Source organism: Streptococcus sp. 27098_8_91, from assembly GCF_041432385.1.
GTDB lineage: Bacteria > Bacillota > Bacilli > Lactobacillales > Streptococcaceae > Streptococcus.
Genome location: NZ_JAPVZN010000003.1, coordinates 97,500 through 119,405, shown reverse-complemented (window position 1 = coordinate 119,405; position 21,906 = coordinate 97,500). Strand labels below are relative to the sequence as shown.

22 protein-coding genes and 1 pseudogene are annotated in these 21,906 nt (G+C 39.3%); 17 read left to right on the top strand and 6 right to left on the bottom strand.

Going from position 1 to position 21,906, the window contains the following annotated elements; translation table 11 throughout:
* The 3 genes from O3611_RS04235 (at position 1) to dltD (ending at position 3,519) form a co-directional block, all read left to right on the top strand.
* Entirely contained in the window at positions 1–693 is a 693-nt protein-coding gene (locus O3611_RS04235; protein ID WP_004250431.1) for a methionine ABC transporter permease, read from the top strand.
* Positions 694–1,144: 451 nt separating this feature from the next.
* Complete coding sequence (dltB, locus tag O3611_RS04230) at positions 1,145–2,299, top strand: D-alanyl-lipoteichoic acid biosynthesis protein DltB (protein WP_371607926.1); 1,155 nt, start codon at positions 1,145–1,147, stop codon at positions 2,297–2,299.
* A gap of 47 nt (positions 2,300–2,346) precedes the next feature.
* Positions 2,347–3,519, top strand: a complete 1,173-nt coding sequence (gene dltD / locus O3611_RS04225) for a D-alanyl-lipoteichoic acid biosynthesis protein DltD (RefSeq protein WP_371607925.1) — start codon at positions 2,347–2,349, stop codon at positions 3,517–3,519.
* A 177-nt stretch (positions 3,520–3,696) separates the two neighbouring features.
* Here dltD and O3611_RS04220 read toward each other — a convergent pair whose 3' ends face one another.
* Positions 3,697–4,266: an MptD family putative ECF transporter S component gene (locus O3611_RS04220; protein ID WP_371607924.1), complete on the bottom strand. Its 570-nt coding sequence runs from the start codon at positions 4,264–4,266 to the stop codon at positions 3,697–3,699.
* Positions 4,267–4,397: 131 nt separating this feature from the next.
* Here O3611_RS04220 and O3611_RS04215 point away from each other — a divergent pair, with 131 nt between their 5' ends.
* The 13 genes and pseudogenes from O3611_RS04215 (at position 4,398) to O3611_RS04155 (ending at position 14,330) form a co-directional block, all read left to right on the top strand.
* Positions 4,398–5,249 (top strand): Rgg/GadR/MutR family transcriptional regulator, encoded by an 852-nt coding sequence (locus tag O3611_RS04215; protein WP_371607923.1) that lies wholly within the window; start codon positions 4,398–4,400, stop codon positions 5,247–5,249.
* A 189-nt stretch (positions 5,250–5,438) separates the two neighbouring features.
* Positions 5,439–6,686: a transporter gene (locus O3611_RS04210; RefSeq protein ID WP_371607922.1), complete on the top strand. Its 1,248-nt coding sequence runs from the start codon at positions 5,439–5,441 to the stop codon at positions 6,684–6,686.
* A gap of 80 nt (positions 6,687–6,766) precedes the next feature.
* A complete protein-coding gene (hisS, locus tag O3611_RS04205; RefSeq protein WP_049548749.1) occupies positions 6,767–8,047 on the top strand; it encodes a histidine--tRNA ligase in 1,281 nt (426 codons plus the stop codon).
* Positions 8,047–8,514, top strand: a pseudogene (locus tag O3611_RS04200) (hypothetical protein). Before hisS ends, O3611_RS04200 begins: the two are co-directional and overlap by 1 nt.
* A gap of 9 nt (positions 8,515–8,523) precedes the next feature.
* Positions 8,524–8,730, top strand: coding sequence for a helix-turn-helix transcriptional regulator (locus O3611_RS04195; protein WP_057488194.1), 207 nt, complete (start codon positions 8,524–8,526; stop codon positions 8,728–8,730).
* Complete coding sequence (locus tag O3611_RS04190; protein WP_075229661.1) at positions 8,730–8,918, top strand: hypothetical protein; 189 nt, start codon at positions 8,730–8,732, stop codon at positions 8,916–8,918. Before O3611_RS04195 ends, O3611_RS04190 begins: the two co-directional genes overlap by 1 nt.
* A complete protein-coding gene (locus O3611_RS04185) occupies positions 8,905–9,102 on the top strand; it encodes a hypothetical protein (protein ID WP_371607921.1) in 198 nt (65 codons plus the stop codon). The genes O3611_RS04190 and O3611_RS04185 overlap by 14 nt, the downstream gene beginning before the upstream one ends.
* Positions 9,099–9,845: a DUF3169 family protein gene (locus O3611_RS04180; protein ID WP_371607920.1), complete on the top strand. Its 747-nt coding sequence runs from the start codon at positions 9,099–9,101 to the stop codon at positions 9,843–9,845. The genes O3611_RS04185 and O3611_RS04180 overlap by 4 nt, the downstream gene beginning before the upstream one ends.
* A 55-nt stretch (positions 9,846–9,900) precedes the next feature.
* Positions 9,901–10,614, top strand: coding sequence for a DUF3169 family protein (locus O3611_RS04175; RefSeq protein ID WP_371607919.1), 714 nt, complete (start codon positions 9,901–9,903; stop codon positions 10,612–10,614).
* Positions 10,615–10,623: 9 nt separating this feature from the next.
* Positions 10,624–11,265: a lysostaphin resistance A-like protein gene (locus O3611_RS04170; RefSeq protein ID WP_371607918.1), complete on the top strand. Its 642-nt coding sequence runs from the start codon at positions 10,624–10,626 to the stop codon at positions 11,263–11,265.
* Positions 11,266–11,283: 18 nt separating this feature from the next.
* Positions 11,284–11,499, top strand: a complete 216-nt coding sequence (locus tag O3611_RS04165) for a hypothetical protein (RefSeq protein WP_049508793.1) — start codon at positions 11,284–11,286, stop codon at positions 11,497–11,499.
* A 148-nt stretch (positions 11,500–11,647) separates the two neighbouring features.
* Entirely contained in the window at positions 11,648–13,411 is a 1,764-nt protein-coding gene (gene aspS, locus O3611_RS04160) for an aspartate--tRNA ligase (RefSeq protein WP_371607917.1), read from the top strand.
* Positions 13,389–14,330: a YitT family protein gene (locus O3611_RS04155; RefSeq protein ID WP_371607916.1), complete on the top strand. Its 942-nt coding sequence runs from the start codon at positions 13,389–13,391 to the stop codon at positions 14,328–14,330. Before aspS ends, O3611_RS04155 begins: the two co-directional genes overlap by 23 nt.
* Before the next feature lie 122 nt (positions 14,331–14,452).
* On the opposite strand, the gene O3611_RS04150 is transcribed toward O3611_RS04155, so the two are convergent.
* The 5 genes from O3611_RS04150 to O3611_RS04130 all read right to left on the bottom strand — a co-directional run bounded on the left by O3611_RS04150 (position 14,453) and on the right by O3611_RS04130 (position 19,954).
* Positions 14,453–15,439: a LacI family DNA-binding transcriptional regulator gene (locus O3611_RS04150; protein WP_311522485.1), complete on the bottom strand. Its 987-nt coding sequence runs from the start codon at positions 15,437–15,439 to the stop codon at positions 14,453–14,455.
* Positions 15,440–15,448: 9 nt separating this feature from the next.
* Positions 15,449–16,249, bottom strand: coding sequence for a DUF1189 family protein (locus tag O3611_RS04145; protein ID WP_311522486.1), 801 nt, complete (start codon positions 16,247–16,249; stop codon positions 15,449–15,451).
* Positions 16,250–16,455: 206 nt separating this feature from the next.
* Positions 16,456–17,298, bottom strand: coding sequence for a sugar ABC transporter permease (locus O3611_RS04140; RefSeq protein WP_006149616.1), 843 nt, complete (start codon positions 17,296–17,298; stop codon positions 16,456–16,458).
* Between the two features lies 1 nt (position 17,299).
* On the bottom strand, positions 17,300–18,589 hold the full coding sequence (locus O3611_RS04135) for an ABC transporter permease subunit (protein ID WP_311522487.1): 1,290 nt from the start codon (positions 18,587–18,589) through the stop codon (positions 17,300–17,302).
* A gap of 96 nt (positions 18,590–18,685) precedes the next feature.
* Positions 18,686–19,954, bottom strand: coding sequence for an extracellular solute-binding protein (locus O3611_RS04130; protein WP_075232327.1), 1,269 nt, complete (start codon positions 19,952–19,954; stop codon positions 18,686–18,688).
* A gap of 418 nt (positions 19,955–20,372) precedes the next feature.
* Between O3611_RS04130 and malQ the strand changes: the two genes are divergently transcribed.
* Positions 20,373–21,890, top strand: coding sequence for a 4-alpha-glucanotransferase (gene malQ, locus O3611_RS04125; protein ID WP_248034473.1), 1,518 nt, complete (start codon positions 20,373–20,375; stop codon positions 21,888–21,890).
* The last annotated feature ends 16 nt before the right edge of the window (positions 21,891–21,906 follow it).

The following is a 21,906-nucleotide window of genomic DNA, read 5'->3' as shown; positions in this document are numbered from 1 at the left end:
ATGGCAGAATTGATTAAAGCATACTTACCAAACGTCTATAAGATGGGTTGGTCTGGTCAAGCTGGCTGGGGAACAGCAATCTACTTGACCCTTTATATGACGGTTCTTTCCTTCATCATCGGAGGTTTCCTAGGGCTGGTTGCAGGGCTTTTCCTTGTCTTGACAGCTCCAGGTGGTGTCTTGGAAAATAAAGTTGTTTTCTGGATTTTAGACAAGATTACCTCTATCTTCCGTGCGGTGCCATTTATCATTCTCTTGGCTGTATTGTCACCCTTCTCTCATCTAATCGTAGGGACAAGTATCGGACCAAATGCGGCTATTGTACCCCTATCTTTTGCAGTCTTTGCCTTCTTTGCTCGTCAGGTACAGGTGGTATTGGCAGAGCTAGATGGCGGTGTCATCGAGGCAGCTCAAGCTAGCGGAGCTACTTTCTGGGACATCGTAGGTGTTTACCTATCGGAAGGTCTACCAGACTTGATCCGTGTGACAACTGTGACCTTGATCTCACTAGTTGGTGAAACAGCTATGGCGGGAGCGGTCGGAGCAGGTGGTATCGGTAACGTAGCTATCGCCTATGGATTTAACCGTTTCAATCATGATGTAACAGTCCTTGCGACACTCATCATTATCCTGATTATCTTTACAATTCAGTTCTTGGGAGACTTTTTGACCAAGAAATTAAGCCATAAATAAAAAAGAGCCAGCTGGCTCTCAGATTGAAGAAAAAGTCAATTTTGGACAATTTTCTTCAATCTTTTTCTATTATTAGAGAAAATAAAAAACTCTTAATACTCTTCGAAAATCAATTTCAAACCACGTCAACGTCGCCTTGCCGTACTCAAGTACAGCCTGCGGCTAGTTTCCTAGTTTGCTCTTTGATTTTCATTGAGTATAAAAAGAGCATAGAACAGCAATTCTAAGAGTTTTCACTATATGGTAACCAACCTCTATAGGGGCAATTTTTAATTATGGATAGGGGTTGACTACTTTTGAAGAGCCGTGTGGCTCTTTTTATAAACTATATTTGTTATTCAAGTGGAATAAACTTTTGGAAGTATGGTATAATGAGAAAGCATATTTCGATATGACTAAGGTAGTGATCTATCTGTAGAGAATTATGAAATGATAAAGGAGTTCGGCTAGTATGAATTATTTTGAGGGGAATGAGTTTTTCCTTCTATTGTTTGTAGTTTTACTGATTGGCTTTGTTTTAAACTACTTTGGCAAGCGTAAGGATTATTATATTTTAAGTCTGTCAATTTTATTTGCAGGAGCCATCTATGGTAAGAGTAAAGCCATGGTTGTTTATTTACTGGCATTCATCATTTACCAGTATTTTCTGGTTTTCATAGCACAAAGAATGGATTCAAAACGGTTGAAGCCACTGGTTATGTTATCCATTTTACCTTTAGTAGTCAATAAAGTCTTTGCCTTAACCCAGCTACATTTGTTGGCTTTTATTGGGATTTCTTATATGTCCTTTAAAACTATCCAAATCATGCTGGAAATATCGGATGGTTTAATCAAAGAAAAAATCAGTGTAAAAGATTATCTTCAGTTTCTACTCTTTTTCCCTACAGTTAGTTCGGGACCAATCGATCGTAGCAGAAGATTTCTAAAAGAGATCAATGAAGTCATGCCTAGAAAAGACTACCTAGAGTTAGCAGGTGATGGTATTTATCGCATTGTTCTAGGCCTTCTCTACAAGGTGGTTCTATCAACCTATATTTACCAGATGCTGCTTGCTCTAAGCAATACTGGTACAGTTGTCTACTCAATCAAATATATGTATTTGTATACACTCTATCTGTTCTTTGACTTTGCGGGTTATAGTTTGATGGCTGTTGGGAGCAGTAATATTTTGGGCATTCAGACACCGATGAATTTCAATAAGCCTTTCTTGAGTATTGATATCAAGGATTTCTGGACTAGATGGCACATCACCTTGTCAACTTGGTTGAGAGATTTTGTATTTTCAAGAGTTTTGATGCAGGTTATCAGAAAAAAATGGTTTAAGAATAGATTGCACAATGCAGCCTATGCCTATATGGTCAATATGCTAGTCATGGGATTTTGGCATGGAATTAGTGTCAGCTATATCGCTTATGGATTTTACCATGGCGTTCTGATGTCTGGATTTGAAATTTATCAAAAGAAAAGCACTTTTTATAAGAAACATAAGAATAAAACTTGGTACAAACTAATGAGTTGGTTTGTGACCATGAATTTAGTTATGGTTGGTTTCTTTATCTTTTCAGGAGAACCTTATAAGATTATCAGGATAATTTTAAGTAGATAAAGAAATTTAAAGGAATCTGCTAAATCAAGGAGATTGGACAAAACAAGATGATTAAGTTAAAAGCATTTTTACTATCGCTTGTGCTCGTAATTGCGACACTTGCCCTTTTAAATGTGACATATGTCAAGAAGGTTGATGATTATTATAAAGTCAAGGACAATAGTATTCGCTACAGCACTTCTTATGAAAAGTATAAAAGTAGGGATATTCTAACAAATAATATCACTCCCAACACACTAGTTCTACTGGGTTCCTCAGAGTTAGTTGCGACGGTAAAGGAAGATTACCATCCTAATAAAATTTTTAACTACAATGATTTTAATATCATGCAGATAGGAACCAGTTATTCTCAAAATATCATTCAAGCTACAACCTTGGGCTCGATTGAAGGAGCTATGAGTAAGCGAAAAGTAGCCATCGTAGAGTCTGTTCAATGGTTCGAAAAGGATGGAACCCATCAAGATGCTTTTTTAAATAAGGCTTCTCAGGAACACATTTTTCACATGCTAGATAACGAGAAAATCAGTAAGGAAACCAAAGAAAAACTGATCAATCGCATTATTGAGATTACCAAAGGGAATAAACAACAGAACGATATCTATAAAAAGTATAAAAGCTACTTTATAGAAGGAAAAGGAACCATTGTTGATAAAAAACTATTGGAGTTAGATAACACGATTTATTCCTTTAAGCTTAAACAAAAATTCTATGAAAATCATGCCAAATCAGATTATCCTTCATTAGGGGATAAAACACCTGACTATAATTGGGAGCAGCTGACAGATCAGTTTGTAGCAGAAGTTAAAAAGAAAACAGACAATAATGATTATGCTGTAGATAACAACTACTACAATACTTATTTGAAAGATCGCTATGCTTCATTAAAAGATTCTAATAAAGATTTGAGCTACCTGGAGTCACCAGAGTATTCAGATATGGAACTCTTCTTGACAGTTGCTAAGGAATTGGGAATTGAAGTTGAAGTTATTATACTCCCAGTAAATGGTAAGTGGAATGATTACACAGGTGTTTCACGAGAAATGCGTGAAGAAACTTACAAAAAAATAGAAAATGTTGCCCAAAGCCATGGTGCTACTGTGTTAAACTATGGAAATAAAGAGTATGAAGATTACTTTTTATTTGACGTGATGCACGTTGGGGTGAAAGGATGGATGGAAGTTGAAAAAGAACTTTACAAATTTGCAAATGAAACTAACTGACACACAACGTTTACTATTGTGGACCTTGTTTTTCTACACGGTTATTTTAAGCATCGTGATTTATTCTCTTGTCACAGATTTTTCAAACATCCAAGAATTTATTTACAGTGAATTTTAAATATTTCATTAAAAAAGCCCCTTGTCTCAAATAAATATTAGAGACAAGGAGCTTTTTTGTTACTGTTTATGTGTTAATTTCTTGCTAAGGGCTTGTCCGATCAAGGCACCAAGTAGAGCACCGATAAGGACGCTTGCTACAAAGAGAAGGATGGTAGTGAGATTTGGTGCAACCATGATGCGATCGATATAGTCCTGGGATTTTCCGCGAGCTACGAGAGTTGCGATATAGGCTTGAGGAGTTATCCACATAAGTAGGATGGGACCAGTAGTACCAAAAGCAAAAACTAGGAAGGAAAGAAGGTTCTTGACCTTATCTTTGTAGTGGCCAAGATGAGCAATGCCATCTGCAACAAGTCCACAGATGATTCCTGGCAGGAAGGCTCCAGCTCCATGCTTGCTCCCGAGGAAAAATAGAGAAATTACAAGTCCAATCGTAGTAATCGCTCCAAAACGAGGCACTTTTTCTAAAAGGATCATATAGACGCTACCACCCACAAGAGCAGAAAAGGCAGGGGCGTAAAACATATTTCCAGTGTGGTCGACAAGGTTTCCTAGTAGAACCCCTACTCCGATGCAGAGAAAGTAGACAAGGGCAGCCACAAGAGTTGTCAAGATATTCTTTTTCATAAGTTCTCCTTCGTATATCTGATGTTATTCATTGTATCATGCCTGTGGCAGATTGTAAATGCTAGCTTGGAACTAGTATTTATTAGGAAATGTGGTAAAATAGGAAAAAATAAAAGACGAGTGGTAAGAGGATGAAGAATTTAGGAAAAGTTTTTAAAGAGTTACGAGAATCAAGAAAAATTTCCTTGAGAAAAGCAACAGGTGGACGCTTTTCAGCATCCTTATTGTCGCGTTTTGAAAATGGTCAGAGTGAAATATCTGCTCCAAAGTTAATAACAGCTTTGGAGAATATTCATGCGAGTATGGAAGAATTGTTATTTTTGGCGAGAGGTTTTCATCAAGATGCCTATTCTGAATTTAGAAACAGAATAGTTGAGGCTATTGACCCTCAAGATTTGACATCCTTGCGCACTCTCTACCAGAGAGAGTATCAACAACTTCCTTTTTCAAAAGATAGACAGCAACATATTCTCAATGCTATTTTAATAAAATCCTATATGAAAGCCATTGATGAGACGGTTACATTGACCGCTGAGGAAGAAAGAGTCCTACATGATTATCTATTTTCTGTCGAAATTTGGGGACACTATGAATTGTTGTTCTTTTCTTCCTGCTCTCCGCTTTTATCAGTCCAGCTTTTTACAAAGTACTCTCGAGAAATGTTGCGGAAGTCAGATTTCTTGCAAGGAGTTGGGAAAAATCGAAATATAATGCATACCTTGCTCCTCAATGGTTTTATGGCCTGTATTGAAGTTGATGATGTTACCAATGCCCTTTATTTCAAAAAACAAATTGAAAAGAACTTCTTTGAAGAAAATGAAACCTATTTTCGAATAGTCTACCTCTGGGCAGAAGGTTTGCTTGATAGTAAGCAAGGAAGAGCAGAGGAAGGGCAGAGAAAGATGGAGGACGCTATTCGTATTTTCGAGATGATTGGTTGTAGCAGATCTGCTGACTATTATAGAAGCACCATGGAGTGTTGAATATCTGCAACTAGATAAAATAACTTGAAACGATAGGACTGTGAAGATACTTATTAGCATTAGACAAATTCTATCGTTTTCGTTATCAGTTTAGTCTGTTGCATATATTCAAAAATGTCTTCTCGTAAGATTCTTGATGCTATACTAGAGCTACCATAAAAGTAGTATGTGAGAAAGAGAGGAATCTATATGAAACTATTACTAAGAAATCAAGCATACAGAGTTTTGAGTTTATCACGATTTTTCAATGCTTTTGGAGCTTCCATTTTTAATTTAGTGTTTGTGGTCTATGCCTCGACTTTGCCAGAGGCTTCTGTTGCCGTTGCCATGGCGAATGTTGTGATGATGCTTCCAACTCTTTTTACAGTTTTTGTGGGGATTCGGGCAGATTATACCAAGGACAAGGTCAAATGGATGACCTATGTCGGTTTATTTCAGGCGGTTTTATTTTTTCTAGCAGCCCTAGTTGTTCAGCAAGCTAGTTTCTTTGCCTTTTCGACCCTTTGCCTCATCAATGTCATTAGTGATGTAGCCAGTGATTTTGCGGGTGGCTTGCGAATGCCTCTCGTTAAAGAAAAGGTAGCAGAGTCAGATCTGATGGAGGCCTATTCCTTTTCTCAGTTTATTACCTACATCTCTGCGATTGGCGGCCAAGCTTTTGGAGTTTGGCTATTAGGGGTGTCAACACAGAACTTTTCGCTCGTAGCGGTAATCAATGCCATATTTTTCCTAGTGTCAGCTCTCGTTCTCTTTTTAGGAAGGGCTGAATTAGGCTTATCAACTCCACTTGTTGATAGTAAATCACTGAAAAATGAGAAACTTTCTATCAAAGATCAATTTTTAACGATTTACCGAAACTTACGCCTCGTTTTTCTTAAAAGTGGACAGAAAAACTTTGGTTTTATGCTCTTTGCTATCTTGATTATCAATGCTTTGGGTGGTGCCTTAGGTGGTATCTATAACATCTTCCTTTTAAATCATTCCTTACTGAATTTTTCCTACAAGGATGCATTGTTTATCTTACAATTGATTACCTTATTAGCGGTTATCATCAGTAGCCTTACGGGCAATGATTATTTTGGGAAGCAATCTCTGCCTAGATTGATGATGTGGGTTACATTAGGAGCCAGTCTAGTTGGTCTATCTAATTTGTTAAACCAAGTCTTGCTCGGGATGCTTTTCGTCTTTTTTACCATGTATGTTTCTGGGAAAATTTCTCCAAAAATTAGTGCTCTGCTCATGAAAAATCTTGCTCCAGAGGTTCTCTCTCGTACTAGTAATTTTTTAGGTTTGTTGTTTACTCTATCTATACCAGTGGGGACGGCCTGTTTTTCACTGGTGGCAGTATGGGATATACAGTTAACATGGGCTCTGTTTGTTGGGCTTTCCTTGCTTGCGATTCTCCTAGCTAGTCTTAACCTCAAAAATGAAATTTAGGTGTTAGTCTTCTTTTCACACTGTCGCTATCCCTTCATTTATGGTAAAATAGGACTATTAAGTTAGAAAGAGGATTCCCTATGAAATTACAAAAACCAAAAGGAACGCAGGATATTTTACCTGCTGAGTCTGCCAAATGGCAGTACGTTGAAGGCTTTGCGCGTGAAATCTTCAAACGCTACAACTACGCAGAAGTACGTACCCCAATTTTTGAGCACTACGAAGTCATCAGTCGTTCTGTTGGAGACACAACGGATATCGTAACCAAGGAAATGTACGATTTTTACGACAAGGGAGATCGTCATATTACCCTCCGTCCAGAAGGAACTGCTCCAGTCGTTCGTTCTTATGTGGAAAACAAACTCTTCGCCCCAGAAGTGCAAAAGCCAAGCAAGTTCTACTACATGGGTCCAATGTTCCGCTATGAGCGCCCACAAGCAGGTCGGTTACGCCAATTCCACCAGATTGGTGTGGAGTGCTTTGGCTCTAGCAATCCAGCTACCGATGTAGAAACGATCGCTATGGCAGCCCACTTCTTGAAAGCAATCGGCATTCAAGGCATCAAACTACATCTCAACACTCTTGGAAATCCTGAGAGCCGTGCGGCCTATCGTCAAGCCTTGATTGACTACTTAACACCGCTCAAGGAGACCTTGTCTAAGGATAGCCAACGTCGTTTGGAGGAAAATCCTCTCCGTGTCTTGGACTCTAAGGAAAAAGAAGACAAGGTAGCTGTGGAGAATGCACCATCTATCTTGGATTACCTGGATGCAGAAAGCCAAGCTCACTTTGATGCTGTTCGTCAGATGTTGGAAAATCTCGGAGTAGCCTATATCATCGATACCAACATGGTGCGTGGTTTGGACTACTATAACCACACGATTTTTGAGTTTATCACAGAAATCGAGGGCAATGACTTGACCGTCTGTGCGGGTGGTCGCTATGATGGCTTAGTTGCCTATTTTGGTGGTCCTGAGACTGCTGGATTTGGTTTTGGACTTGGTGTAGAGCGCCTGCTTTTGGTCCTTGAAAAACAAGGTGTAGCACTTCCTATCGAAAACGCCCTAGATGTCTATATCGCAGTCTTGGGAGAAGGAGCAAATGTTAAGGCCTTGGAATTAGTACAGGCTCTTCGCCAACAAGGTTTCAAAGCAGAGCGTGATTACCTTAACCGCAAGCTTAAAGCTCAGTTTAAGTCAGCCGATGTCTTTGCGGCTAAGACTATCATCACTCTAGGAGAGAGTGAAGTCGAAAGCGGACAAGTGACAGTTAAGAATAACCAAACTCGAGAAGAAGTTCAAGTTTCGCTTGGTGCTATCAGTCAAAACTTCTCAGAAATCTTTGAAAAACTAGGATTTTAATAGCATATAAACTGGTCAGGATACTATTCCTGACCGTTTTCTTTTGCAAAATGACAAAAATCTTAAACTTTTTGACAAATATACTTGTCAAAAATAAAAAGATGTGTTACAATGAAATCAAGTTAAGAAAAGTATAGCAGAAAGGAACGATTATGTGGGCATTAGGATTTGTACCTCTTGTGTTTATGTTTTATCTCTATCATACCCAAAGGGTCAAGAAACTAGAGAATAAAATCAAAAGAATTGAGCAAAAACAGAAAGGAAATAAAGAAATGTCAAGATTATTAAAAGAATTGATTGGGAAAAAACCAACAATCTTTGGACAAGTTTTTGGGACAGACAATTGGGAAGTTGTAGATGTTGATGAGGAGTGGGTCAAGCTACGACGTGTAGATAAAAAGGGAAAAGAAAAATTCAAATTACAACGCATTGAGGATATCCAAACGATTCAATTTGACGGAAAGTAGGTGTGTGACATGCAACTAAAAAATCGTCTAAAAGAGCTTCGGGCTCGTGATGGTCTCAATCAAACCGATTTAGCCAAGCTAGCAGGGATTTCCAGACAGACCATTAGTCTACTGGAGCGAGATGAGTACACCCCGTCCATTATCATTGCCCTGAAAATATCTCAAATTTTCAACGAAACAGTCGAATCGGTATTTCGCTTGGAGGAGGACGAGTGATGAATAAGTTTAAAGTGATTTATTACATGAGTGTTCTTGCCCTCATTGTGAATGCTTTCGCTATGGTTGGAACATTACTGGGGTGGTTCTATTTTGTTGAAAGTAAGTATTTGTTTTGGCTTAATTTAGCCCTCTTGTCCATTTTCAATCGGTTGAAGAAAAAGGAGAAAAATGATGAACAAGTATAAAGTGATTTATTATGTAGTTGCCCTAGCTTTATTAGTCAGCGTATTTCTACTGATTGGGATGGACCTAGGCTGGTTTAATCCATATCAAAGCAACCAATTTATTTGGGCCTACTTTGCTCTTATCCCAGTCGTTGACTGGATTGAAAAGAAAGTAAACAATTTAGCAAGTGAAAAAGGAGAATGAATATGAAAAAGAATAAGAAAGGTGGCTTGTTATTTTTAATGTCTGTTGTCTTTGGAGGGTTCTTGGGCGGTTTTGTAGGGATGTTTAAGGCACGTGCCGAATCCTACGAAGTTATTTTAGATGTAAAAGTCTTGATACCCTGGATATCAGCTATTTGTTTACTGATAGGTTTCATTAGCATTCTTTTAACTTTCAATTTCTTAAAGAAAAGCAGAAAATTTCACTCCTTGTATCAAGAGGAAATGGATGATGATCTGAATGAAAGCTATTATGTGCAAATGTATCGGAATCTTGAGTTTGGAAGTATTGCTTTTAATAGTGCAAGTGTAGCGATTTTATTGGCTCTCTTCATTTCAGCAAGTGAAGTGGTTATACTAAATAGAAGCAATCTAACCTTATCTCTTTCTTTTTTGGCATTAGTGTTGACTTTTAATGCTCAAAAATATTTTTATAAAACCATTGCGATTGTTCGCCAGTTTGATATGGTATTTTTCTCTATGCCAAAGGATATCTTAGGTTATGTCAATTCTTGCGATGAAGGGGAGCGCCAGGCTAATTTGGAACAGAGTTTTCGGATTTTATTCCAATTACATCAGTATGTCTTGCCAGCTTTGTACTTTCTGATTGCTCTCTTTTCTTTACTGACAGGAGAGATTCAGTTACTAGCCTTCTTGTTTGTCGGAGCAATCCATATTTATATCAATGTGATGCAGTTACCTATGGTGAAACGTTATTTCAAATAGGAAAGATCACTGAAACTACTTAAGGTTATTGACTAGTTTAGATAGAGGTCAGAAAATGAATAATAATCGTAGATGGTTGAGAGTAGTAATGTGTATGTTAAGTGCTTTTGTAGTAGCCTTTGCCTACACTCTTAGAGGGATAGTTGAACAGATTCAAATGGAACAAGTCTTACCTACTATTTATGGAATCGCTCTTGTTATTGGAGGACTTTCCTTCGTTTTAGCCATGTATTATCTTGGTAAAAGTCGCGAAATTTATACTCTTTATCAAAGGGCGACAGAGGAAGAAGATAGTGACCAGACCTATGTAAGAGCTTATCGTTACTTGGATTATGGTTCAGTTTCTTCCAATGTTTTGATGATAGCAATGATGACTAGTGGGATCATACTGATTTCTCCGATATTTAAAAATACCTTGCTAATTCTTCCTACTCTTATTCTATTATGCTTATACATTATTGTTGCCAATTACTTGTTGCGAACTATTTTTATCGTTCGACACTATAAACTGTCTGCTTATTACACTCCAAAAGATATTTTAACCTATCTTAACAGTTATGATGAGGGAGAAAAGCAGGCAGAGATGGAGAGTGCCTTTTTAACTCTGTTTAGGCTGGATCAAATTATACTGCCATTGCTCTATATTTTACTGATAGTATTATCAGTTATTTTACGAGAAATACAAGTAGTTGCCTTAGTTCTTTTGATTATCATCCATCTTTATATAACTATCGCACAATTAAGAAAAACAAAACGTTATTTTAAATAGGAGAATCTTATGAAAACACTTAAAAACATTGGCTGGTTTGTTCTAGCTTTCTTATCATTTTTGTTTATCTACGGTTTTATTCAGGCTTTACCTCTGATTGCTCTTGGTTCAGGTGCACCTATAGTCGGTGTTCTTCCGCTTTATATTCTATTGGCAGGAGCTTTTACCTTCTTAACATACAAGTGGTATAAGACAGGAACTGTTACGATAGAAAAAACGGGCCTTAACAAATACATCTGGTTGCCTGCCTTGGTATGGGTCCTTATCATTGTTGTACAATCTTTCTTACCAAATGATCCATCTGTCAGTCAACAGACGGCAGAACAATTGACTCATAATCAACCTCTCTTCTCTTTCTTCATGATTGTTGTCTTTGCACCCCTGACAGAAGAGTTGACCTTTAGAGGTATGTTAGCTCGTTATGTCTTCCCTCAGCAGGATAATGTTAAGCAGACTGCTCTCTTTTTACTAGTAACAAGCATCATTTTTGCACTCGTTCATTTCCCTGGCACTCCTCAACAATTCCTAGTTTATGCTTCACTTGGTTGTAGTTTGGGATTGGCCTATGTGAATAAAGGAGGGCTTGCCTACAGTATAGGATTACATGCCTTGAACAATTTAATTTCATTTGTGATGATAATGATGCTATAATAGACTCAGGAGGAAGTCATGAAACGAGTGATATTATTAGCAGTGATTCAGGCAGTTGTTCTCTTCTTCATTATTGGAGGGCTTGCCTATGCTTTTAAAGGGGATTTCTTTTATAACTATCTAGCAGTTATCTTTGCACCAATTGCAGGTATTATGCGATTTGCGACAGCCTATGCAACGGAGATTGTTCTCCCTAAAAAGGCTGCAGAGATTGCTGAAAAGCGAAAAAAATAAAGAAATACCAAGTAAAATAAGATCCAGCGAATGACTTTGCTGGATTTTTTCATTTATAGCAGGATTCTTCTCAACTTTTCTGATGATTTTCATGAAGAGCCTGCGCTTTTATGGTAAAATAGTAACAGAATAAAAGAGGAGATAAAACATGAAACGTAGTATGTATGCTGGTCGTGTTCGTGAGGAACACATCGGACAAGAAATTACCTTGAAAGGATGGGTAGCCCGTCGTCGTGACCTTGGTGGTTTGATCTTTATCGATCTTCGTGACCGTGAAGGAATCATGCAGTTGGTTATCAACCCAGAAAAAGTATCTGCAGAGGTGATGGCAACAGCTGAAAGCCTTCGTAGTGAATTTGTCATCGAGGTGACTGGTCAAGTTGCTGCACGTGAGCAAGCCAATGATAAGTTGGCGACTGGTGCAGTTGAATTGAATGTAACAGCTCTTTCTGTACTTAACACAGCCAAAACAACACCATTTGAAATCAAGGATGGCATTGAAGCGAACGATGATACGCGTCTACGTTACCGTTATCTTGACCTTCGTCGTCCAGAAATGTTGGAAAATCTTAAACTTCGTGCCAAAGTAACACATTCTATCCGCAACTACTTGGATGAGTTGGAATTTATTGATGTGGAAACGCCATTCCTTTCTAAGTCAACACCAGAGGGGGCGCGTGACTATTTGGTGCCTTCTCGTGTCAATAAGGGTCATTTCTATGCCCTTCCTCAAAGTCCGCAGATTACAAAACAGTTGTTAATGAATGCGGGATTTGACCGTTACTACCAAATCGTCAAATGTTTCCGCGATGAAGATTTACGTGGAGACCGTCAACCTGAGTTTACACAGGTCGACTTGGAAACTTCATTCCTTACTGAGCAAGAAATTCAAGATATCACAGAAGGTTTGATTGCGCGCGTGATGAAGGAAACAAAAGGCATCGAAGTAACACTGCCATTCCCTCGTATGAAGTATGATGATGCCATGGCTCTTTATGGTTCTGACAAGCCTGATACTCGTTTTGAGATGTTGCTTCAAGACTTGACAGATCTTGTCAAGGGTGTAGATTTCAAAGTCTTCACAGAAGCTCCTGCGGTTAAAGCAATTGTAGTTAAAGGTGCAGCAGACAACTACTCTCGTAAAGATATTGACAAGATGACAGAGGTGGCCAAGCAGTATGGTGCTAAAGGTCTTGCTTGGGTCAAGGTGGTTGATGGAGAATTAAACGGACCAGTTGCCAAGTTCTTGACTGGTATCCAAGAAGAATTGACAACAGCGCTTGGTCTTGAAGATAAAGACTTGGTTCTCTTTGTTGCTGATACGCTTGAAGTAGCTAATGCAACACTTGGAGCCCTTCGTGGACGTATTGCTAAAGAATTAGGCTTGATTGATCAGGATAAATTTAACTTCCTTTGGGTTGTTGACTGGCCAATGTTTGAATGGTCTGAAGAAGAGGGACGTTATATGAGCGCCCACCATCCATTTACTCTTCCTCAGGCAGATACTGCTCATGAGTTAGAGGGTGATTTGGCTAAGGTCCGTGCCATTGCCTATGATATCGTCCTAAACGGTTATGAACTTGGTGGCGGTAGCCTTCGTATCAACCAAAAAGAACTTCAAGAACGTATGTTCAAAGCTCTTGGTTTCTCAGTTGAAGAAGCCAATGACCAGTTTGGTTTCCTTTTGGAAGCTATGGACTATGGCTTCCCACCACACGGTGGCTTGGCGATCGGGCTTGACCGCTTTGTAATGCTCTTAGCAGGAGAAGAAAATATCCGCGAAGTCATTGCCTTTCCTAAGAACAACAAGGCAACTGACCCAATGACACAAGCACCATCAACAGTAGCTCTTAAACAACTAGAGGAACTTAATCTACAAGTAGAACAAGATGAAACAAACGAAACTAACTAAAAAGTGGTACCATTATCTTCGCCGCTTTGCGTATCGAGTAAAGATTTTGCGTGTTTTACAGAGTATCTCCCGAGAAAAATACGATGAAAAAATCTCAGCTTCTCTGGTATATGGTTTTCTATCAGCAGTAGCTGTCAATTTCTTTTTCCAACCAGGGCACGTTTATTCAAGTGGTGCGACAGGTTTGGCCCAGATTATATCTGCCCTTAGTAACCACTGGTTTGGTTTTCATTTCCCGATATCGGTAGCATTTTATGCCATCAATATTCCTCTCATGATTTTGGCCTGGTATCAAATTGGACATAAGTTCACAATTTTTACCTTTATCACGGTATCCATGAGCTCACTCTTTATCCAGTTTGTGCCTGTGGTGGTCTTAACAGAGGATCCCATCATCAATGCCCTTTTTGGGGGTGTTGTCATGGGGCTTGGAATCGGATTTGCGCTACGTCATAATATCTCCAGTGGCGGAACAGATATTGTCAGCCTAACCATTCGTAAGAAGACAGGTCGTAACGTCGGAAGTATCTCTTTTTTGGTTAATGGTACAATTATGCTGATTGCTGGAGTGACCTTTGGTTGGAAATATGCCCTTTATTCCATGATTACCATCTTTGTCTCAAGTCGTGTGACAGATGCAGTTTTCACCAAGCAAAAACGTATGCAGGCGACGATTGTGACCAATAATCCTGATGCAGTGATTGAAAAAATCCACAATAAATTACATCGTGGAGCGACCATCATTCATGATGCGGAAGGGACCTATAACCACGAGCGTAAAGCGGTTTTGATTACGGTTATCACTCGCGCAGAATTCAATGATTTTAAACTGATTATGAAACAAGTGGATCCGACGGCCTTTGTTTCTGTTTCGGAAAATGTCCATATCCTAGGACGATTTGTCGAAGTCGAAAACTAAAGATTTCAGGACATCTTCAAATTCCATTAGTGATACCTTGCTCTAGTTTACTAATAGTTATTTATAACAATGAATAGAACGAAAAACCCAACTCTGGAACACATTGTCAGAGTTGGGTTTTTTTATTTTTCAACGATTTTGTGGGCAATCAACTGGCGGTAACAAATTTGTTTGTTGTTTTTAGCATCATTGATGATCTGGAGAATAGTTTCAAAGGAAACACGACCAAGCTCCAAACTATTGATATCGACATAGGCCGCCAAGTTGAGTTTGGGATTGACTGAGTCGAAGCTGAGGACAGGGACATCCAGTTGGTGTTTTGCGATGTAATCACAGACCCCTGCAGCAAGGAGACTATCAATGGTAATAATAGCGTCAATATTTGGATTGTGTTTGAAGAGAAGTCTACTAAAGCGATAACCATTATCTTCAAGAAATTCAGTAGCAAAGTAAGTCAGATTAGTATCGAGAGGAAGTTGGTGTTGTTTTAGAGCTAGCTCGTAACCTGTCAGACGGTCTAGTGTTACGAAGAGTCGCTTAGTACCTCCGATAAAGGCAATTCGCTTGCATCCTTTTTTGATGAAATACTCTGTCGCATCAAAACCAGCTTGGACATTGTCATTATCGACAAGTGGAATGAAGGGAGATAGAGATTTACCTAAGATAAGGAAAGGAAATTGCTCGTCTACTACTAACTTAACCAAAGGGTCCTCTTCTTGGGCATAGAGGAAAATCAAACCGTCTACACGCTTACCATAGACCATCTGAGAAATAGCTTTAAGACGCTCTTTGGCATCTTTACCTGTCGCAATCTGAATGGCGTAGTGGTTTTCAGAGGCGACTTGGGCGATACCACGGAGGACAGATGGGAAGAAAGGATTTTGATAGAAGGCATCTGAGTCGTCAGGAAGCACCAAGCCAATAACTTGGGTATAACTGCTTACCAAGCTACGAGCGTTGAGGTTGGGGTGGTAATTGAGCTCCTTCATAGCCTTGCGAACGCGTTTTTTTGTTTCATCGCTAATGGTTGATTTATTTTGAATAACACGGGTTACGGTTGAAGGTGAAACACCAGCAGCCTTGGCCACGTCTTTAATCGTAACAGGCATAATAATCTCCTACTTATGGTAGTCTGGATCACGGAAATGCGTTTTGTAAAAGATAGTGACCAGGTATAGAACAAATAAAATATTTTGAACAGTAATCAAAGTTGCCATATTTTGGCCTAGGAGACCGAGAATCATGGCAAGTAAGGTTGGTAATCCTAAACAGTTCAAAATGAAATGATAGCACTCTTTGTAGCTTTTAAATGAAAAGAGACGCGATTTTTTCGTGAAGTAGATCAAGAGGCTAGCACCTAAAGCAACAATAAAAAAATTAAGTCCAAAGAGGAAGCTAGAACCAAGCACAAGAAAGAGACTAATATAGACGCGATTCTGTTGATACCAGTCTTTAGAAATGGCTTGTGTTAAACTTTCCTTGCTTTGGAAGCTCTCAGTCGTTATCGCGTGATAGCGAATGCTGGTCAATTCTTTTCCTTGCTTGCTGATGATGAGTTTCTCAGGTTCAAAGTTCAGAAGTAATTCCTCAGGGAAGTTTGAACTAGAAGGGTCTCCGATTTGGATAGAAGCTTGATGAGGAGATGAACCTGTATAGCTCAACTTACCATCTACAATCTTTGCATTGGCAGCCAAATCCTGAACCACACTATCCGCCAAAGGAGTGTAGACATCATCGATGAAAGTTTCTAAAGGATAAGTTTCCTGAGAACTGTTCTGGATGGCAATAGGGACCATAGACAAGCTAATCAGGAAAATACTGGTAAAAATCAGTTGAAACCAGTTGAGACCAAAACGTTGAGATAGGGGCTTACGAAATCCCCAAATACTATTAAAATAAGAAAATGGATATGGCAACATAATTCTCTTTCTAAGGCATTTTTCTATATGAGTATTATATAGAGAAATGTGTTTAATTTCAAGTGGGTCAGGTACAATGCTGGTTGAAAGTAGGCTTTTGCTTTAAATTGTTCACAAACAAGAAGCCTTACCTTAAACTTTTATTTCTCATCAGATTATCTAAGTAAGGACAAGTTCCAAAATGAAAAAGGGTGGCGGGGGGTATATTACCCCTTGTCGCCACCGCTTGTAAGTCCTGAAACGAAGTTCTTTTGCAAGAAGAAGAAAAGTGTACAGATTGGAAGAGCGATGAGGATAGCACCTGCTGAGAAGTAGGCAATCTTCAAGTTCTTCGCATTGCTAACGAAGGTTTGTAGACCAACGGCAACTGTAAAGTATTCTTTCTCACGAAGCAAGAAACTAGAGAGGATGTAGTCTCCGAAAGGTCCCATGAAGGCCCAGAGTGCTTGTACCGCCACCATTGGGCGAACAAGAGGGAGAACGATTTGCCAGAAGCGGCGGAAGTGTCCTGCACCATCAAGTTTTGCAGACTCATCAAGAGACATTGGCACGGTGTCAAAGTAACCTTTCATCAACCATGCATTCATAGGGATACCACCACCGACGTAGAGGAAGATGAGGAACCAGCTATGATTAAGGGCGTTCAACATGAGGGCCATAACGAAGAAGGCAGTCAAAGCAGCCATTGTAGGCACCATTTGGATAATCAAGAAGAAGACCAAACTTTGCTTACGAGCCAAGAAGTTGTAACGGCTGTAGGCATAACCAGCAAGTACGATAATACTTGTTTGTACAACCATGGTGATCAAAGCGATGATCAAAGTATTAAGGTACCATGTACCGTACAAGGTTTCTGTAAAGAGCCCTTTGAAGTTATCAAGACTAAAGTTGACATTGCTGTCGAGTTTAAAGGCCACAACGTTACCAGCCTTGAAGGCAGACATAATCGTGATTAAAAGAGGATAGATAATGACGATTGAAAGTCCGATCAAGTAGAGGTAAGTGAGGGTTTGAGTCAGTCTACGTTTGAGTTTGATTGAGTTATTCATCTTAGACGTCCTCCATATCAAATGCGTGTAGTTTCTTGAAGGCAATCATAGAAATAGAGATGACAATGATTGAAATAATCAAGGTAACGGCAGCTGCCATAGAGTATTGAGGAGCTGTACCTGTTGTTAAACGGTAAATCCATGAGATCAAGATATCGGTTGAACCAGCTCCACCACCGACACTACCAGGACCACCGCCATTGAAGAGGTACATGATAGAGAAGTTGTTGAAGTTGAAGGTGTATTGGCTGATCAAAGTAGGCGCCGCAACAGCCAAGATCATTGGGAAAGTGATGTTGCGGAATTTTTGCCAAGCGTTTGCACCGTCGATATAAGCTGCTTCATACAAGTCGTTTGGAATAGACTGTAGGATACCGAGAGTAAGGACATAGATATAAGGGAATCCAAGCCAACCTTGCATCATAATCAAGGCAACCTTAGTCCAAGTAGGGTCTGTTTTCCAAGGGATGAGTGCCCCGTCAAGGAATGGAAGAACCTTAGCAAAAAGTGGCAAAACTTGAGTGTTGATAGCACCAACACTATCGTTGAACATGTTTGAGAATGTCAAGATAGTGATGAAGGCTGGAACAGCCCAAGGTAGAAGGAAGATAACACCAAAGATACGTTTCCCTTTGATGAATGGTTGGTTAGCAATAATAGCTGTAAAGATACCGAGTACGATTTGCAAAGTCGATGCAGATAAAGCCCAGATAATAGTCCAAGAAAGAACAGAACCGAAGGCTGAACGGAAGGTACTCAAACTCCAGATATTTGTGAAGTTAGTCAATCCAACCCAATCCAACAATTTATTTGGTGGTAAATGTTGGAAATCGTAGTTAGTAAAGGCAATCATCAAGGTTACAATAACTGGGAAGATGATGGCAAATGTCATGGCAACGTAAGATGGGATAATGAGCAAGTATGGGAATCCATTTTCATAGATACCTTTAATCATATCCTTAAGTGTCAATGGGACAGGAATGCCATTATTGATACGTTTTGCAATGGTATGAGCATCTTTAATATTGAGAATATAAAATGCTAGATAAACAATTACAAAAATAGAGTGAAATGCACCACGAATCAACATAAAGAGAGAGTTGTCACGGCCAGGTTTTTCACCGAGTGTGATCAAGTTGCTCAATTCAGGTGCTGCAAGTACTATAAAATAGAGGACAAAAGCTAATGTTACAGCAAGGAAGATAAAACCTTTGGCTTTTTGTTTGTTATAGATTTGCCCCAACCCAGGAATCAATGAAAGCAAGGCTGCTTTTCTTGGTTGTTGTTCCATGAGTACTCCTTTCATAAGATGTGAACGTCAAGCTGAGTTCTGTTAATATCTAAAAATCAAGGGGGATAAATTTTAAATCCCCCTTGAATCAATCAATTAGTTACCAAATTTTTGTTGGATTGTTTCTTTGATCAATGTTACAGCATCATTTGCAGCTGTTTTAGCATCTTTCTTACCGCTTACAGCGTCAAAGAGCATTGTTTTAGCTGGGTCCCAAACTGTTGACATTTGAGAGATGTTTGGCATTGGTTGAGCGTTCTTGAACTGTTTGATAACAGCAGTAGTCAACTCATCGTTTTTACCTTCAGCGTAAGTACGAGCTTCAGTGTTAGCTGGGATTTCGTTTGTTGCATCGTAGAATGCTTTTTGTTGGTCAGTTGAAACAAGGAAGTCTACGAATTTTTGAGCTCCTTCAAGGTTCTTAGTGCTTGATGGGATGATCCAAGCTTTACCACCACCAAAGGCTGCGTAGTTTTTACCGTTTGGAAGAGTTGGGATAGTTGCAACACCGTAGTTTACTTTAGCATCTTTGAATGCTTGAGCTTTCCAAGGTCCATCAATGATAGCAGCTGTTTTACCTTCTTGGAATTGAGTTTGGATCAAGTTTCCAGCACCTTCAGTATCTTGCATACCTTTAGGCCATTTGTCATACCAAGTTTTAGCGTAGTTGATACCTGCAATAGCACCATCGTTAGCAAGACCAATATCTTTAGGGTCTTTACCGTTTTGTCCAAACACGTAGGCACCATTACCAGCAAGAAGTCCATATGCGTAGTAGAAGTTAGTCCAGTCAGCTAGGAAAGCAGTAGTTTTTCCGTCTTCACCAGCGAAGGCATATTTGCTATCTTTAGCAAGTTCTTCCAAGTCAGCAAATGTCTTAGGAGCTTCTTTCACTAAGTCTTTGTTATAGTACATAACAAGTGACTCGATAACGGCTGGAGCCCCATAAACTTTACCACCAACAGTTACAAGAGATTTAGTAGTATCGTCTGTTTTAGCACCGTCACTCAAAGTAACTTCTGAAAGTTGTCCGTCAGTACCAAGGCTACCTACACGGTCGTATGGTGCCATCATGACGTCAGCAGCTTTACCTGATTGGTTATCAAGTGAAAGATTGTCAAGTCCACCTAATTGGTCCCCTGTTTTAATAGTAACTTTTACACCAGCTTCTTTTTCGTAAGCTTTGGCAGCTGATTCTGCAAAAGCTTTATATTGATCTTCAACGTAGAAAGTGATTTCTTTCGCTTCTGATGAACCAGAGTCAGCAGTTTTATCAGCAGTTTTGCTTCCACAAGCTACTAAAAGTAAGCTAGCAAGAGTAGCAGTACCAAGTACAGCTGCGCTCTTCATGAATTTAGTTGACATAGTGTATTCCTCCTAAAGAATAACAAATTTTGATTTCAAGGAAACGCAAACGTTTTCTCTTATGAACTCAGTATAGCACAAACAGAAAACGGTTGCAAGTGTTTTTTTGAAAAAAATTTAAAAAGCTTGTAACTGGTTAATCTCTAAAATTGGTTATATAATAGGAAGGAAAGGATGAAATCATATAAATTTCAATTCAAGAATAATTTAAGGGAAACGTTTGCATAGTTTGTAGATGTTTTTGTAGAGGTGAAAAAATAAGAATATAGTTTTTTAAAAAAGCTATAAAGTAAATAAATTGAAAAGTTTTTTGTTGAAACGCTTGCATTTCTTTTTGAAATGGGTTATACTTTACTTGGCGCAAACGTTTGCGCTTGTAAAAATGAAATATTTAACTACAAACACTTGAGGTGCTATTATGAAAAAACGTCAAAGTGGTGTGTTGATGCACATCTCATCACTTCCAGGGGCTTACGGAATCGGATCATTTGGTCAAAGCGCCTATGATTTCGTTGACTTCTTGGTTCGTACCAAACAACGTTACTGGCAAATCCTTCCATTAGGAACAACAAGCTACGGAGATTCTCCTTATCAATCTTTCTCAGCCTTTGCTGGAAATACTCATTTTATCGATCTTGATGTTTTGGTAGAGCAAGGCTTGTTAGAAGCAAGTGATCTTGAGGGAGTAGACTTCGGTAGCAACCCAACTGAAGTTGATTATGCTAAGATTTATTACGCACGTCGTCCGCTTCTAGAAAAAGCAGTTAAACGTTTCCTTGAAGTTGGAGATGTCAAAGATTTTGAAAAATTTGCTCAAGAGAACCAATCATGGCTTGAACTCTTTGCTGAGTATATGGCGATCAAAGAGCATTTTGACAACCTTGCTTGGACTGAATGGCCAGATGCTGATGCTCGTGCTCGCAAAGTTTCAACTCTTGAAAGCTACCGTGAACAATTGGCAGACAAACTTGTTTTCCACCGAGTAACCCAATATCTCTTCTTCCAACAATGGTTGAAATTGAAAGCATACGCTAACGAAAACCACATCGAGATTGTAGGGGATATGCCAATCTATGTTGCTGAAGATTCAAGCGATATGTGGGCAAATCCACACCTCTTTAAAACTGATGAAAACGGAAAAGCAACTTGCATTGCAGGATGCCCACCAGATGAGTTTTCTGAGACAGGTCAGCTTTGGGGGAATCCAATCTATGACTGGGAAGCAATGGATCGCGATGGTTATAAATGGTGGATTGAACGCTTGCGTGAAAGCTTTAAGATTTACGACATCGTGCGTATCGACCACTTCCGTGGATTTGAGTCTTACTGGGAAATTCCTGCGGGTTCTGAAACAGCGGCACCTGGTAAATGGGTGAAAGGACCTGATTACAAACTCTTTGCAGCTGTTAAAGAAGAACTTGGTGACTTGAACATCATCGCAGAAGACCTTGGATTCATGACTGATGAAGTCATCGAGCTTCGTGAGCGCACTGGATTCCCAGGAATGAAAGTCCTTCAATTTGCTTTCAATCCAGAACACGAAAGTATCGACAGCCCACACTTGGCACCAGCAAACTCAGTTATGTATACAGGAACACACGATAACAACACTGTTCTTGGTTGGTACCGTGATGAGATTGATGATCCAACTCGTGAGTATATGGCTCGCTACACAAACCGTAAAGAGTACGAAACAGTGGTGCATGCTATGCTTCGTACTGCTTTCGCATCAGTAAGTTTCATGACGATTGCCACTATGCAAGATTTGCTAGAGTTGGATGGTTCAGCTCGTATGAACTTCCCATCTACCCTTGGTGGAAACTGGTCATGGCGTATGACAGAGGAACAATTGACTCCTGCTGTCGAAGAAACTTTGCTTGACTTGACTACAATTTATCGCCGTATCAATGAAAATTTGGTAGAATTAAAGAAATAAGACATTATCAGGAGAC

Bases quoted from the DNA above. Each gene is read 5' to 3' on its own strand.
- O3611_RS04175 (WP_371607919.1), top strand. From the start codon at position 9,901: ATGAATAATAATCGTAGATGGTTGAGAGTAGTAATGTGTATGTTAAGT.
- O3611_RS04150 (WP_311522485.1), bottom strand. From the start codon at position 15,439: ATGCCTGTTACGATTAAAGACGTGGCCAAGGCTGCTGGTGTTTCACCT.
- O3611_RS04185 (WP_371607921.1), top strand. From the start codon at position 8,905: ATGAACAAGTATAAAGTGATTTATTATGTAGTTGCCCTAGCTTTATTA.
- O3611_RS04235 (WP_004250431.1), top strand. From the start codon at position 1: ATGGCAGAATTGATTAAAGCATACTTACCAAACGTCTATAAGATGGGT.
- malQ (WP_248034473.1), top strand. From the start codon at position 20,373: ATGAAAAAACGTCAAAGTGGTGTGTTGATGCACATCTCATCACTTCCA.
- O3611_RS04180 (WP_371607920.1), top strand. From the start codon at position 9,099: ATGAATATGAAAAAGAATAAGAAAGGTGGCTTGTTATTTTTAATGTCT.
- O3611_RS04165 (WP_049508793.1), top strand. From the start codon at position 11,284: ATGAAACGAGTGATATTATTAGCAGTGATTCAGGCAGTTGTTCTCTTC.
- O3611_RS04155 (WP_371607916.1), top strand. From the start codon at position 13,389: ATGAAACAAACGAAACTAACTAAAAAGTGGTACCATTATCTTCGCCGC.
- dltD (WP_371607925.1), top strand. From the start codon at position 2,347: ATGATTAAGTTAAAAGCATTTTTACTATCGCTTGTGCTCGTAATTGCG.
- O3611_RS04220 (WP_371607924.1), bottom strand. From the start codon at position 4,266: ATGAAAAAGAATATCTTGACAACTCTTGTGGCTGCCCTTGTCTACTTT.
- O3611_RS04170 (WP_371607918.1), top strand. From the start codon at position 10,624: ATGAAAACACTTAAAAACATTGGCTGGTTTGTTCTAGCTTTCTTATCA.
- O3611_RS04135 (WP_311522487.1), bottom strand. From the start codon at position 18,589: ATGGAACAACAACCAAGAAAAGCAGCCTTGCTTTCATTGATTCCTGGG.
- O3611_RS04215 (WP_371607923.1), top strand. From the start codon at position 4,398: ATGAAGAATTTAGGAAAAGTTTTTAAAGAGTTACGAGAATCAAGAAAA.
- O3611_RS04210 (WP_371607922.1), top strand. From the start codon at position 5,439: ATGAAACTATTACTAAGAAATCAAGCATACAGAGTTTTGAGTTTATCA.
- O3611_RS04145 (WP_311522486.1), bottom strand. From the start codon at position 16,249: ATGTTGCCATATCCATTTTCTTATTTTAATAGTATTTGGGGATTTCGT.
- O3611_RS04195 (WP_057488194.1), top strand. From the start codon at position 8,524: ATGCAACTAAAAAATCGTCTAAAAGAGCTTCGGGCTCGTGATGGTCTC.
- aspS (WP_371607917.1), top strand. From the start codon at position 11,648: ATGAAACGTAGTATGTATGCTGGTCGTGTTCGTGAGGAACACATCGGA.
- O3611_RS04190 (WP_075229661.1), top strand. From the start codon at position 8,730: ATGAATAAGTTTAAAGTGATTTATTACATGAGTGTTCTTGCCCTCATT.
- hisS (WP_049548749.1), top strand. From the start codon at position 6,767: ATGAAATTACAAAAACCAAAAGGAACGCAGGATATTTTACCTGCTGAG.
- dltB (WP_371607926.1), top strand. From the start codon at position 1,145: ATGAATTATTTTGAGGGGAATGAGTTTTTCCTTCTATTGTTTGTAGTT.
- O3611_RS04140 (WP_006149616.1), bottom strand. From the start codon at position 17,298: ATGAATAACTCAATCAAACTCAAACGTAGACTGACTCAAACCCTCACT.
- O3611_RS04130 (WP_075232327.1), bottom strand. From the start codon at position 19,954: ATGTCAACTAAATTCATGAAGAGCGCAGCTGTACTTGGTACTGCTACT.